This window comes from Janthinobacterium fluminis (genome assembly GCF_028595325.1).
GTDB lineage: Bacteria > Pseudomonadota > Gammaproteobacteria > Burkholderiales > Burkholderiaceae_D > Janthinobacterium > Janthinobacterium fluminis.
In genome coordinates this window covers 167,784-182,593 of sequence record NZ_JAQQXR010000002.1, presented here as the reverse complement: position 1 = coordinate 182,593, position 14,810 = coordinate 167,784, and the positions used below count along the sequence as shown (strand labels likewise).

Here is a 14,810-nt window from a genome sequence, read left to right as displayed (position 1 = left end):
CCTATTCCGCCGGAACCGGCACAGGCTCCAATTTACCACTATCGAGCTTGGTGATCACGGGCGCCTTCCACGGCCCCGCCACCTGCATCTGGTAGGTCAGCGCCTTCATCACCGGCGCGCGCAAGAACAACTGGGCCAGGAAGCTGCCCAGGCCGATCACCGGGTTCACCGCCAGCGCGTACACCAGCGGCCCCGTGCCCAGGTTGAACTCGGGAATGACGACGACGTGCAAATTGGTCGATTCGTTGGCAATGTCGGCGCTGCCGTCCATCAGCACGGTGGCGGCGACGCCGTGCATTTTCAAATTATCCGTCTTCGCCACGCCGCGCGTGATGGCCGCCGTGGCCGTGATGCCGTCGAAGGCCAGGCCCTCGGAAAAGACGTCGTGGAAGTCCAGCTTGAGCAGGCGCGGCAGCGCTTGCAGGCTGAGCACGCCCAGCAGCTTGGCCGCGCCCGGGTCTTGCTTGAGGAATTGGCCCGACTCGACGTTCAGCTGGATCTGCCCGGACAGGCTGGGAATGTCCAGCGAATACGGCAAGCCCTTCCAGCTGATGTCGCCGCTGAGCTTGCCCTTGCCCTTGCGCACGGTGTCGGCGAAGCCGAAACGCTCCAGCAGCTTGCCGGCGTCGACGATGTCGAGCCCGAAGTTCAGGCTGGTGTTGCTCTGGCCATCCTTGACGATCCATTTGCCGGTGCCCTTCAACTCGCCGTCCGGATTGGCCAGCGACAGCTTGCTGACGCGCCAGTCGCGCCCCGTGGCCGCCGCGTTGTAAGCCTGCAGTTCGAGCCGGCCGATCTGCTTGTTGAACAATTCGAAGCGCTCGGCGACGATGTCGAGCGCGGGAATGGTCTGGGCCACGCCGTTTTTACCTTCGAGCAAATCCTTGACGTCGCCGGCGGCCGACTCCGGTATCACCAGCGAGGACAGGCGCGCCGTCATCTTGCCCAGGCCGGAGGCCGTCTCGACCCAGCCGACATAGCCGGACGCCTGGGCCGAATCGACGTTGGCCTGCCACAGGCCGCGGTGGTGGCTGGCGCCGACGACGACGTTTTCGAGCTTGCGCTCGCCCAGGATCAGCTCGCCGGCGCGGGCCGCCATCAAGTCCGGCACGACGTACTGGGCCAGCTCCGGGCCGCCCGCCTCGGCGCCGCCGGCGGCGGGGCCGGCGATGCCGTCGCCGAGGGCCAGCCAAGCATCGACGTTGAGCGACTTCAGGTTGACGTTGACCATCATGCCGCTGTCCGGCTCGGGCGCCGGCGCGTTCACCCCGACGCCGCCGCGCACCACCCGCCACGCCTCCTTGCCCTGCTTCTGGCGCTGGTAGCGGGCGGCAATGGCCGGGCCCAGATTGATGCGGATGTCGTCGCGCGTCAGGCCGGCCTCATTGGCGGCGCCGCCGTTGAGCAGGAACTTGAACGGCACGGCGTCGGCGGCCGCCTTCTTCACGGGCGCCGGAAAGTCCAGCCCCAGGCCCACCAGGGTCGAGTCGACGGCCACCTGGTATTGGTGGTCGCGCGCCGTGATCAAGCCGCTGTAGCGGGCGCCGCCGCTCAGGTGGCCGGCCAGGCGCTGCATCACGGGCGCCGTGTAGACCTTGCGCAGGCCGTCGACGCTGACGGCGCCGCCGATGCGCACGGCGATCGAGTTGTCGCGCAAGCTGCCGCCGGCGATGGCCACGGGGCCGCCGACGAAGGTGCCGGCCAGGCCGTTCAGGTTGACGCCGTGCTCATTGAACTCGATCTTGCCCTGCGTGCCCTGGACGGGCGGGAAGTCGTCGAACAGCACGATGTCGTTGCCGGCCAGTTGCAGCGTGCCCTGCACCTTGGAATCGATCATGTGGTTCAGCGGCAGGTGCAGCTTCAGGGCCAGCCTGGCGTTGCCGCTGGCCGTCGTCTGGTCGGTGAAATGGGCTATCCATTCCAGCACGGGGCTGGCCGCCATGTACTTGAGGAATTCCTGCATGGCGCCCTGGGCGCTGCCGTCGATGTCGAGCATCATGTCGTGCACGGTCAAGTCGGCGATGACGGCCTTCACATTGGCCAGCGCGACGCCGCCGGTGGCGGCCGTGTCGCCGCGGATTTCCATGCGCGCCCGGTCGAACACGAAATTGCCCTTGATGCGCTCGGCCTGCGGCCACAGCGGCCCCTTGCCGTCCTTGGCCAGTTCGCCGGGCGCGTAGTTCAGCTTGGCGTTCTCCAGCCGGCCGGCGGCGCGGAACTCGCCGCGGGCGCGCTCCTGCGCGTTGTCGGCCTTGAACGGGAAATGCGCCAGCTCGCCGCGCAGGCGCAGGCCGACGTCCTGGGCCAGGCCGTCCTCCAGCGCGCCGACCAGCCAGTGGCGCAGGTCGGCCGGGGTTTGCAGCGGCAGGTAGCGGCCTATCGTCTTCAAGTCGAAATTGTTCAGCGTGCCGCTGAAGTCGGCGCTGCCGGCGCCCTTGACGGCGCCGCCCTTCAGCGGCAGCAGGTGCGAGCCCTTCAGCGTGCCCGCCAGACCTTGCTGGAGGAAGTCGAAACTGTCCACGTCGACGCGCAACTGCTCCTGGCCCTCGAAGGACCAGCGCGCCTTCAGGTTCAGTTGCTCGAAGGGCAAGGCCGGCTCGGCGAAATAGGCCGGCATCTGCAGCACCAGGTCGCGCGAGGCCAGGTTGACGCTGCCGCCCTTGTCGGTGGCGTCGACGCTGCCCGTCAGGTTGTCGAAGCCGGGGATGGCGGCCGTCGCCTCCTGGGCCGGCGCGGCGGCGCTTTTCGGCTGCGCCGCGCGGGCCGGCTGGGCGCGCAGGCCCAGGCCCAGCACCTGGCCCTTGACGTGGAAGGCCAGCGGCGCCGCCAAGGGGCCCTGCCATTCGGCGGAAAAATCCTCCAGGCGGCCGCGCGGCGCCAGCTCTTCCAGCAGCTGCAGATTCGCCGCGCCCAGCGGCAGGCGGGCCGCCAGCGCCGTCAGCGTCTGCAAGTCGAGCGCCCGGGCGCGCAGCTCGGTGCGCTGCGGCTTGCCGGCGGCGGCGGCGACATAGCGCTCCGACAGCGTGGTCGGCGGCAGGCTCAGGCCGTCGCGGGTTTCCAGCGAAAATTCGCTGAGGCTGACGGCGTGACCGCGGGCGCCGAAGGTCGGCTTGCCGTCCTGCGCCTGGGCGGCGTAGTCCTCGCGCGCCGACACGCGCCCGCGCACGCGCAGCAGGTCCAGCGGCGGCAAGTCCTTGCCCAGGCGCGCCTGCACGTCTTCCAGGCGCACGTCGGCCGTGAAGGCGGCCAGCTTGGCGTGGTCCAGCGTCAGCCAGGCGCGCAGCGCGCCCTTGCCCTGGCTCAGCTCGAAGGGATAGTCGATATAGCGCTTCCAGGCCGCCAGGTCGGCGCCCTTCAGGTCCGCGTACACCTCGCCCTTCCACAGCGTGACGTCGGCCATGCTGCGGGCGAACGGCGGGTGGACGAAGCGGGCGCGCACGTCGAGCGGCGCGGCCAGGCTGGCCGGCGGCGTCGCCTGCAGCCCGAACTGGTGGTCGCGCCACTGGTTGCGCAGCACCAGGTTGACATGGTCGAGCGCCAGCGTCTCGGTGCCGCGCACGCCGTCGGTCCAGTGCAGGCGGCCGTCGCGGATGACGATTTCGCGCTGCGACAAGACCCAGTCGGCGCCCTTGCCGTCGGCGCCGCCGTCGGCGAGGGCGATGCCGGCCACGTACAGCTTGCCGCCGGGCGCGCGCCGCACCTGCAGCTCGGGGCGGATGATTTCCAGCGACTCGAAGCGCACGCCGCCGGCCAGCACGCTCCACCACGACAGCGTGGCCGACACGCTCGGCAGGCTCAGCACCTGGCGGCCGTCGCCGTCGCGCAGGCTGACGTCGCCGAGGAAGAGGTTGGGCCGCAGCCCGTGCCAGGAGGCGTAGATGCGGTCGATGGCGACCTGGTTGCCGAGCGCGCGGCTGGCGGCCCGCTCGATGCCCGGCTTGTAGTAGTCGATATTCGGCAGGATCGCGTAGCGCAGGAACAGGAAGACGACGGCGAAGACGAAGTACGCCAGCACGGCCAGCTTGACGGTGAAGCCAAGCACGTGGTGGCTGGCCACATTGAAAAACCGATAGGCGGCACGCAGCCTGTGCCAGCGCTTGGCCAGTGGCATGTGCGCGGTCACGGTCTCCTCTGGCGTATTGTGCATCGATAAGCTAATAGATCGGGCCCGGCGTAATAAAAATAGGAAATAAACAGCGCGCTTGCGTCCAGGCCGCGCCTCCCTTACCATCAATCCGACACTGCGGGCAGCGCGCGTTTCTGCCCGCGGCCCAATTCTACCGCATCCCCATGCGCAGCACTGCCGCTTTGCCCGCCATTTGCCCTATTTACTTTTGCCGTAGACCTTGCCCCCACACTTGCCGACGATGAGCCACTCCCCCTTGATCTCCGCCTCCCGTTTCCACCAGCGCTGGCTGGGCGCCGCCCCCGGGCGCGCCGCCAAGCTGGCGCAGCTGGCGCAACTGCCGCTGGCCAAGCTCGACTTCGCCCGCTTCCTGGCCCAGGAGGCCGCCCAGGACGGCGCCGCGCCGCTGCCGCCGGCGCGCGCCATGCGGCGCCTGCGCAACCTGCTGGTGGCGGCGCTGATCGAGCGCGACCTGGACGGCCGCGCCGACCTGGCCGAGGTGGTCGGCGCGATGACGGGCTTCGCCGACTTCGCCATACGCACCCTGCTGGACGGGCTGATGGCCGAGGCCGTGGCGGCGCACGGCACGCCGATGGGCCATGAATCGGGCTTGCCGCAGCGCATGCTGGTGCTGGCCATGGGCAAGCAGGGCGGCGGCGAGCTCAACGTATCCTCCGACATCGACCTGATCTTCGTCTACCCGGAGGACGGCGACACGCTCGCCAGCGGGCCGCAGCAACGCCCCCTGTCGAACCACGAATTCTTCACCCGCCTGGGCAAGAAGCTGATCGCCGCGCTGTCGGAGATCACCGAGGATGGCTTCACCTTCCGCGTCGACATGGCGCTGCGCCCGAACGGCGCCTCCGGCCCGCTGGTGGCGAGCCTGAACATGGTCGAGCAATACCTGATCGTCCAGGGCCGCGAGTGGGAGCGCTACGCCTGGGTCAAGGCGCGCGCCGTCAGCGGCGCCGCCGCCGACATCGCCGCCCTCGACGCCATCGTGCGCCCCTTCGTGTTCCGCCGCTACCTGGACTTCGGCGTCATCGACGCGATCCGCAATATGCACGGGCAGATCCGCGCCGAGGTCGACCGCCAGGAGCGCTTGCACCCGGAGCGCAGCAACAACGTCAAGCTGGGCCGCGGCGGCATCCGCGAAATCGAGTTCCTGGCCCAGGTGTTCCAACTGATACGGGGCGGCCGCGACGCCGCCCTGCGCGAGCGCTCGACGCGCGCCACGCTGCGCGTGCTGGCCGACAAATCCCTGCTAACGCCAAGCATCGTCGAGCAACTGCTGGCATCCTACACCTTCCTGCGCAACCTGGAGCATCGCCTGCAATACCTCGACGACGCCCAGACGCACACGCTGCCGGCCAACGAGGCGGACCGGCTGACGGTGGCGCGGATGATGGGCCTGCCCGACACGGCCGCGCTGCTGGCCCGGCTGGAGGAGCACCGCGCCTTCGTCGCCGGCCAGTTCGACGCCATGTTCAGCGACAAGAGCGCGGCCGCCGACGGCAACGCCGAGCCGCAGGCCGGCAACGACTGCGCCGACCCGGACAACCGCGACGCCATCGAGGCGCGCCTGGTCGCGCTCGGCTACAGCGAAGCGGCCGCCGCCGCGCGGCGCCTGCTCGCCACCTGGCAGGCGCCGCGGCTGCAAACGATGCCCGAGGCCAGCCGCAACCGCCTGGCGGCCCTGGTCAACGCGGCGCTGCCGCTGATCGCCGACTACGCGCCGCGCTCCGGCCCCGGCGACCAGCTGACGACGCTGGGGCGCCTGCTCGACTTCTTCGAGGCCATCGCGCGCCGCTCGGCCTACCTGTCGCTGCTGACGGAATACCCGCACACGCTGGAGCGCGTGGTGCGCATGGTCTGCGCCAGCGGCTGGGCCGCCACCTTCCTGACCCAGCACCCGATCCTGCTCGACGAGCTGCTGGACGCGCGCATCCGCAACGAGGTGCCGGACCCGGCCGCGCTGGCCCTGCAGTTGCAGCAGCAGCTGGGCGGCGCCGCCGGCGACACGGAACGCCAGATGGACATCCTGCGCGAGCTGCACCACGCCCAGTTGTTCCACTGGCTGGCGCAAGACCTGGCCGGCGACCTGAGCGTCGAAAAACTGGCCGACTACCTGTCCCGGCTGGCCGACACCATCGTCGCGGCGACCATCCAGGCGGCCTGGCAGGCGCTGGCGACGCGCCACCGCGACGTGCCGAAATTCGCCGTGATCGCCTACGGCAAGCTGGGCGGCAAGGAGTTGGGCTACGTCTCCGACCTCGACGTCATATTCCTGTTCGACGACGACGACCAGGACGCGCCCGGCCTGTACGCCAAGCTGGCGCAGCGCTTCATCACCTGGATGACCTCGCACACCTCGGCCGGCATCCTGTTCGACGTCGACATCGCGCTGCGCCCGGACGGCGCCTCCGGCATGCTGGTGTCGAGCGTGCAAGCCTTCGAGCGCTACCAGGCCAACTCGGCCTGGGTGTGGGAACACCAGGCGCTGACGCGGGCGCGCTTTTGCGCCGGCGACGCCGCCATCGGCGAGCGCTTCGAGCAAATCCGCGAAGACGTGCTGCGCCGCGAGCGGCCGCAGGACGGCCCGCTGAGGCAGGAGGTGCTGGCCATGCGCTTGAAGATGCGCGACGCCCACCCGCCCCGGCCCGGCCTGTTCGACCTCAAGCAAGACCCGGGCGGCATGATCGACATCGAATTCATCGTCCAGTTTCTCGTGCTGCAGCACGCGGCCCGCCACCCGCAACTGACGGCGAACGCCGGCAACATCGCGCTGCTGCGCATTTGCGGCGAGCTGGGTCTGATCGACGCGGCGCTGGCGGCGCGCGCCGCCGACGCCTACCGGGCGCTGCGCAAGCTGCAGCACCAGATGCGCCTGCAGGGCCAGGACCTGGCCCGGGTCGAGCCGGCCCAGGTGCAGATGCACACGGACAGCGTGCGCCAGTTGTGGCTGGCCACCTTCGGCGACAACGTTGCATAAATGACACACCAAGGTGGCGGGAATCCGCTATGATGCCCTTAGGCAACAGATAACAAGAACGCCCCCATCCGGCGCCCACCCACCCCACCTTTGGAGACTTTAAAATGAAAACATTGATTAGCACAGTGGCGCTCAGCCTCGGCATCCTCGCCCTGCCGTGCGCCGCGCTGGCGGCCGACAAGGGCACGGCCGACGAGGCCGTCGCCATGACCAAGAAAGCGGCGGCGCTGATCAAGTCGGCCGGCAAGGACAAGGCTTTCGCGGAAATCAGCAACCCGGCCAACGCCAACTTCCACGACCGCGACCTGTATGTCTATGTGTATGACCTGCACGGCGTGACCCTGGCGCACGGCAACAATCCCAAGATGGTCGGCAAAAACCTGATCGAAATGAAGGATAACGAGGGCAAGCCCGTCATCAAAAACCTCATCGAGATCGCCAACAGCCCCGCCGGCAAGGGCTGGGTCGAGTTCAAGTGGCCCAATCCCGTGACCAAGGTCATCGAACAGAAGGCCGGCTACATCGAAAAAGTCGACAATATGATCGTCGGCTCCGGCATCTATAAATAAACCCGGGGCACGGCGCCGGCAAAAAAAAATCCGGCAAGATTGCCGGATTTTAGGGGCGAGCTAAGCGCTTATCGCTTCGCCGTGTCGTCTTTTGCGCCGGCGCCGATGTAGCGGTCGATGAAGTTCAGGACAGTTTCGCCCCACTTGATGTTATTGCTTTCCTTGCTCCAGCCATGGCCCTCACCGGTCATCACCACCCACTCGACGGTGTTGCCCTGCTTGCGCAACTGGTCGCGCATTTTTTCACCGTGGATCAGCGGCACGCGGATATCTTCGCTGCCATAGGCCATCAAGACCGGAGACTTGATTTTAGCGGCGTGCTCGATGGCCGACACTTTGTGGAAATAAGCCTCGTCGGTCTTTGGATCGCCGTGCATTTTCGCGCCGATATTGTCCATGACGGGGCCGGACATATCCGACCACGACACGGTAAACAACATCTTGACGTCGGTGACGCCGACCCAGTTAATGCCGCATTTATACATGTCCGGATCTTTGATCAAGCCATACATGGTCGCGTAGCCGCCATAACTGGCGCCGATAATGCAGACGCGCTTGGGATCGACGATGCCCTGCTTGACCAGCGACGCGACGCCGTCGGTGATGTCGTCCTGCATCGCCAGGCCCCATTGCTTCCAGCCCGCCGTGTGGTGCTTCCAGCCAAAGCCGGTCGACATGCGGAACTGCGGCTGCAGCACGGCGTAGCCGCGCGAGGCCAGCATCTGCGTGATCGGGTCGAAACCGAACTGGTCGCGGGCGTGCGGGCCGCCGTGGATATAGGCGACCAGGGGCAGCGCCTTGGCGGGGCGGCCCTCCGGCAGCGTCAGGTAGGCGGGAATATTGAGGCCATCGCGGGCCGTGTATTGGATGACGGTTTGCGCCGACAGCTTTTTGCCGTCCAGCGCGGGCTTGACGCTGTACAAGGGCTCCAGGGTCTTCTTCTCAGTGTCGAAGAAATACAGCTTGCCGACATTGTTCTCGCCGCTGGTGCTGACCACGGCGCGGTTGCCGCGCCATTGGAAATGCACTTCCTGGCCCGGCAGGCTGGCGTTCAGCGTCGCCTGCAAGCGCGCATATTCTTCGTCGAAGTAGTAAATCTCACTCTTCATGCCCTTGGCCACGATGCCGATGATTTTCTTGCGCTCATTATCGACGAGCAAACTGTCATCGATATCGGCCTCGGGATGCTCGGCCACCAATTCGCCCGCCTGGTTCGCGGCGAAATCCCAGATATGCAGGGCCGCCTTGTCGCGTCCGCCAAAGCGGCCGGCGACAAACAGGGTTTTATTGTCGAAATCGAAGCCCAGCGGGTTCATTTCCTTGCCTTCGTCGAGGTAGGCGCGGTAAATGACTTTCCACGCCGCCTTCTCGTCGTCGCGGTAATAAACGGTTTGCTGGATACGCTTGCTGCCCGGCTCCACGGCCATCGCGGAAGCGACCCGTATCACATTCGCATGGTCCAGCAGCCAGCCGCTGACGGAGCCGGGATTGTTGAATGTTTGCAGGCTCATGCGGCCGGTCGTCGTGTCGAGGCGGAACACGTCGCTGGCGCCCAGGTCGGCGTCGCGGCCCCGCTCGTTGTTGATGACGAACAAGTCGTTGCTGTCGCCGCCCACGCGCTGCAGCACGCTGACGGGTTTGTAGGAAACGCCCGTGCTCATCGCCTCCTTGACGCTGACAACCAGCTTGCGGAAGGCGCTGCCGTCGCGGTTCACGGCGAACAAGCCGCCGCCGGTCTGCCGCTCCAGGACCTCGTCGGCGCCCTTGCTGATGCTAAAGATCAGGCGCTGGTTGTTCACCCATTGCGGGTTGCTGACGTTCCAATCCGGATCGGAGGCGACCACCTTCGACTCGCGGGTGTCGAGGTTGATGATGGCCAGCACGAAGCGGCCGTTGCGCGGCGTCAGCACGGCCATGTTCTGGCCGTCGGGCGACAGGATGGGCTGGCTGTTGAACTCGGGCTTTTTAAAGAATTCGGCAACCGGGATGGACTCGTCGGCGTGCGCGCCTGCGCTGTACAGGCCGGTTCCGAGCATCAGCGCGGCAAGCAGGGTGGGGATGATGCGTGTTTTCAAAACAAGTCTCCTTTGGGCGGACGCGGCGGCGGCGGATGCGGCCGGTCCGGCGGGGAAATACCCCAAAAATTAAAAAAAGCGCCGCAACACAGGGTTCCGGCGCTTTTTTCGGGATGACGACTTACTTGAACTTGTAGTCAGCCGTCAGTTGGAAATAACGGCCCATCGCGCTGTGCAGTGGCGCGAAGTAGTTATTGCCATCGTAAGGACGGAAAGGCGGCTTGCGGTCGAAGGCGTTCTGCACCGCAAAACTCAGCTTCAAGTCCTTGATGCCGGTGTAACTACCGCCCAGGTTGACGACGGTGAACGAGGGCACGCCCGTGCACATATTCGCATAGCCCTCCGTCTCTTCCTTGCACTTGACGGTGCGGTCGCTGACGGACGACATCTTGCCGATGAAGACGGTGTCCGCCGACAAGGTGTAGGCGGCTTTCTTCCAGGACAGCCCCAGCGTCGCCTGCACGCTTGGCGTGCCGAGCGTGCCGGCATACTCGATCATCGGTTCGCCTGGCGACGGCGCCGTTTTGTACGACTGCGTGTGGCTGAGGTTCAGCGTCGGCTGCAGCACGCCGTACTCACCCATGTTGTACTTGCCCTGCAACTTCAAGTCGAGGCCTTGAATTTTCGTCGAAGCCACATTGGTCAGCAACAACTTGATGCTACTGACGGCCCCGGCGGTGGCGCCGTTGGCCCGGTCGCCGGCCGTCAGCGGATCGCGGACGACGGAAACGGCCGGATCGTTGGCATAGCGGCCAGGGTCGCCCAGAACCTTATCAATATCATAAGTATTGATTTCGTTGATGCGGTTGATTTGCCACAGGTCGAGGGTTGCCAGGAACCAGGACGTAGGCTCCCAAGCCAGGCCCAGCGTATAGCTTTTCGCCGTTTCCGGTGCCAGCTTTGGATTGGCGCCGCTCTGGTACGGTGTGCTGGCGGCGCAATCTTCCTTGAACTGGTCGTTGCAACGGAAGGGATCCTTGATGGTGACGTAAGCGTCCTTCACGTCCGTCGAATTTTCCACCAGCGTAGGCGCGCGGAAGCCTTTTGCAAAGGTGCCGCGCACCAGCAGTTGCGGCGACACCGTCCATTTCAAGCCCACTTTCGGCGTGGTCGAGTTGCCGTAGTCGGAATAATGGTCGAAACGGGCGGCCAGTTGCGCTTCCAGGCTCTTAAACAAGGGAATCGTCGCTTCGCCGTAGATCGACTGGACGCGGCGGCTGTTCTTGAAGCCGGGCGAAGCCGTCGCCATGTGGTACAGCTCGCCGGCAACAGTCAAGGGGTCGGGATTGGTTTCCAGATATTCGCGGCGGGCTTCGGCGCCGACGGCCAGGCCGACCGGGCCGGCCGGCAAGTTCATCAGCTCGCCGGATATTTTCCCGTCGATCTGCTGCACGCCGGACTTGAATACGCTGCGGGTATTGGCCACCAGCGTCTTGTACAGCGCCGCATTCGCTGCCGTATTGCCAAAAATGAAGGTGCCGTTGTTGTAGGCATTGAGGAAAGGCGTCTCCAGCAGACCGCTGGTCATGACGGAGGTGACTTTGCTGTTGGACAGCAAGAGCGCCGATTCCCAATCCCAGTTGGCGATTTCGCCTTTGGCGCCGACCAGATAACGCCCGAAGTCCGTGGTGTTTTCCTTGCCGATGCCGGGGAAGTCGCGCAACTGCGCCCGCACCCGCACGGTTTTGTTGCCGCCGGCCAGGGTCTTGCCGTCCGGACCGATCAAATCTTTCGGATACTGCGGATGGGTGATCGGCAGCGCGGGCAAGGCTCCGCCATTGTTCGCCTGCACCCAGTGCAAGTTGCCGGTGAGAAGAGCCTTGTTACGGTTATACATCAACTCGCTGAACACCGTGGTGCTCGCCGTCGGCTGCCACGTCAGGCGGCTGGTGACGCCGATGCGGTCCGTTTTTGTGGCGGAATTGAAGGTGCCGTCCTTGTAGTCGTCAAACACGCAGGCAGTGCCTTGGGCGCCTTTGTTGAGCAACGTATCGGCGGGAACCAGACGGTCGGCAGGGCAATTCGGGTCCAGGCTGCGGGACGTAAAGGTGTTGGTCTTCGGATCGGTCCAGTACAGATTGCCAGGGAAGGTATGCAGGGAGCGCAGGTCCCTATACCCCCAAGCGCGGGTGTCCTGGGTGCTCAGGTAGTCGTCGCGCTTGCTGATGAACATAGGCTTGCGCGAGCGCACATCGAGCGTCGCGTAGGCGTTGAAATGGTCTTTCACCAGATCGCCGAAACCGCCGCTGATGGTGCCGCGCACCTGCTCGCCGTCGCTGCGGCCCGATCGGCCGACCGAGCCGCCCGCTTCGATGCCTTCGAAACTATTGCGCAAAATGATGTTGACCACACCGGCCAGCGCTTCCGAGCCGTAAATCGCCGACGCGCCGTCTTTCAAGACCTCGATGCGCTCGACGGCGCCGATAGGCACCGAATTCAAGTCGACGAAGGTGGTCTGGAATTCCGGCTGCGCGTAAGGCGCGAGGCGGCGGCCGTTAATCAGCATCAAGGTGGACTGGCTGCCGATGCCGCGCAAGTTCATGCCGGCGGCGCCGGCGGTGAAGCCGCTGGTGCGGTTTTCATCGTTACCGCCGACGTTCGAGGAAATCGTCCGCAGCACTTCATTGAGCGAAGTGGCGCCGCCCCGTGTCAATTCCTCGCGCGTGATCACTTGCACCGGCGATGCAGATTCCAGCGTGATGCGGCGCACGTTCGAGCCGGTCACATAGACTTTTTGCATAGGCGCGTCCTTGTTGACAACGAGCTCGGCGGCCTTTTTCTCCGCGCCGACCTTGGCATTCGCCGCCGGCGCCTCTTGTGCATGCGCATATCCAGCCATGAAAACAGAACCAGCCAACATGCTCAATGCCAGTCGTACCGAAATAACGCTGGTTTTTTCTTTTAATAACATTGGTCTTCCCCTCAGTGCATTGTTTTTCAGATGATTGTTTGATTTCTACTGAAACTAAAAGCAACTCTTCGCTTGTCTCTAAGGAACTACTACAACTAAAGTCAGCGTCTTGACAGACAACAATGTCTGTCTTGAAAGGTTATTATGCACGGAAGTAATATTGTCGTGTTGCAAATATTGTGATCTGTTGTTATTACACTACCCGGCCATCTTTTGCATTGAAAATTCGCAAACAAGCAAAATTTTCCCTAAAAAAACATTGGAATATCAATCAATAATTTCAAAAAAACTATTTTCGTCAATTGAAAATTAAGCAGCGCTTTTACCACACTGAGCGGGAAGAATAAGTGCAAAAAGTTTATTTGTTGACATTATTTTGCACTGAATTGGGGCGGGCGCCGGGCGTGATCTAGAGCAAATGCCGCGCCGATGCGGCTGCCACGGCGATGGCCGGCATCGCCATTTTGGTGCGGCGCGTGGCGACGGCTGCACCGTCCGGCGCAGCCGCCCAGTCCCCGCGACATGGTTGTCGATGAAAAAAACACCCCCGCTGAACTGAACTCCGCAAGTTGGCTCCCAACTTGCGAGGTTTTTTCATGTCAAAGTACAACGAGCAATTCAAGCTCGCAGCCGTGCCAGAGCATCTATCGGGCGCGGCTGCTTATAGGCTGATTGCCCCCTTCCCCGCTCAACGTTAAGGACGTGGGCAGATCTGCAAAGCCTGAATCGCTCCCGTTTCCTACAAAACATACCCACGACGAGTTGGCCGCCGAGGTGAGTCAACTGCGCGGGGGTTATCTAAAAAAGTTGCAGGCCTTGGTTCAAGCGCAGCGGCTTATGACTATCGGCGAGTGACGGCAGCGATTCGGCAAGCGGGCAGGAAGGTCAATCGCAAGACCGTTCGAACAAAGGAGGGTGAGGCATGCTGCCTTGGCATGCTGCCTCGAATGTGCTGAAGGGACGATTTCAGAAAAAATGCGCCAGATGGCGCATCAAGATAAAACTAAAAGGGCTGAGTCCTGTGCAATACAGAACTCAGCCCTTGGCTGCCTAACAAACTAAACCGTCCAACTTTACAGGAGCAGTTCAGCGGGACATTTTTCTTGACTGTCGCTGCGGCTTACTTGGCCGACATCAGCGCCACGGTGGTGTCGAGCATGCGGTTCGAGAAACCCCACTCGTTGTCGTACCACGAAGACACTTTGACCAGGCGGCCGGACACCTTCGTCAGCGTCGCGTCGAAGTTTGACGAGGCCGGGTTGTGGTTGAAGTCGATCGACACCAGCGGTTCGGTCTGGTACGTCAGGATGCCGTCCAGCGCGCCTTCCGAGGCCGCCTTCATCAGCGCGTTGACTTCCTCGACCGTCGTGTCGCGCTTGGCGATGAAGGACAGGTCGACCAGCGAGACGTTGATGGTCGGCACGCGGATGGCGAAACCGTCCAGCTTGCCGTTCAACTCCGGCAGCACCAGGCCGACCGCGGCGGCGGCGCCGGTCTTGGTCGGGATCATGCTCATCGTCGCCGAACGGGCGCGGCGCAGGTCTTCATGCATGACGTCCGACAGCACCTGGTCGTTGGTGTAGGCGTGCACCGTGGTCATCAGGCCGGTTTCGATGCCGATGGCGTCGTTGAGCGGCTTGACCAGCGGGGCCAGGCAGTTGGTCGTGCACGAGGCGTTCGAGATGACCGTGTCGCTGGCCTTCAGCACGCCGTGGTTGACGCCGAACACGACGGTGGCGTCGACGTCCTTGCCGCCCGGTGCGGAGATGATGACTTTCTTGGCGCCGCCCTTCAAGTGGGCCGAGGCTTTTTCCTTGGTCGTGAAGAAGCCCGTGCATTCGAGCACGACGTCCACGCCCAGCTCGCCCCAAGGGATTTCCGCCGGATTGCGCTGCGCGAACACGCGGATAGGGTCGCCATTGACGATCATATTGTCGCCGTCGACCGTGACGGTGCCGGGGAACTTGCCGTGCGCCGTATCGTAGCGCGTCAGGTGGGCGTTCGACTTGGCGTCGCCCAGGTCGTTGATGGCGACGATCTGGATGTCCTGCTTTTTGCCGCCTTCGTAGAAAGCGCGCAAGATATTGCGGCCGATGCGGCCATAACCGTTGATTGCAACTTTGATCGTCATACTTTG

Annotated in this window: 6 protein-coding genes; 2 read left to right on the top strand and 4 right to left on the bottom strand. The window is 64.2% G+C overall.

Annotation, left to right across the window (positions count from 1 at the left end; all coding sequences use genetic code 11):
* Position 1: 1 nt before the first annotated feature.
* The gene (locus OIK44_RS06635) at positions 2–4,147 is read right to left on the bottom strand and encodes a YhdP family protein (RefSeq protein WP_273669944.1); all 4,146 of its coding nucleotides are present in this window, start codon (positions 4,145–4,147) and stop codon (positions 2–4) included.
* Positions 4,148–4,367: 220 nt separating this feature from the next.
* Here OIK44_RS06635 and glnE point away from each other — a divergent pair, with 220 nt between their 5' ends.
* Positions 4,368–7,118 (top strand): bifunctional [glutamate--ammonia ligase]-adenylyl-L-tyrosine phosphorylase/[glutamate--ammonia-ligase] adenylyltransferase, encoded by a 2,751-nt coding sequence (gene glnE / locus OIK44_RS06630; protein WP_273669943.1) that lies wholly within the window; start codon positions 4,368–4,370, stop codon positions 7,116–7,118.
* A gap of 104 nt (positions 7,119–7,222) precedes the next feature.
* Positions 7,223–7,687 (top strand): cache domain-containing protein, encoded by a 465-nt coding sequence (locus OIK44_RS06625; protein WP_273669942.1) that lies wholly within the window; start codon positions 7,223–7,225, stop codon positions 7,685–7,687.
* A 68-nt stretch (positions 7,688–7,755) separates the two neighbouring features.
* Here the strand turns inward: OIK44_RS06625 and OIK44_RS06620 are convergent, their stop codons facing one another.
* From OIK44_RS06620 to gap, 3 genes are all read right to left on the bottom strand, one after another.
* Positions 7,756–9,762 carry a S9 family peptidase gene (locus OIK44_RS06620; protein ID WP_273669941.1) on the bottom strand — a complete coding sequence of 669 codons (2,007 nt, stop codon included), beginning with the start codon at positions 9,760–9,762 and terminating at the stop codon, positions 7,756–7,758.
* Positions 9,763–9,883: 121 nt separating this feature from the next.
* Positions 9,884–12,502 (bottom strand): TonB-dependent receptor, encoded by a 2,619-nt coding sequence (locus tag OIK44_RS06615; protein ID WP_273669940.1) that lies wholly within the window; start codon positions 12,500–12,502, stop codon positions 9,884–9,886.
* A 1,291-nt stretch (positions 12,503–13,793) separates the two neighbouring features.
* A complete protein-coding gene (gap, locus tag OIK44_RS06610; RefSeq protein WP_273669939.1) occupies positions 13,794–14,804 on the bottom strand; it encodes a type I glyceraldehyde-3-phosphate dehydrogenase in 1,011 nt (336 codons plus the stop codon).
* Positions 14,805–14,810: the final 6 nt, after the last annotated feature.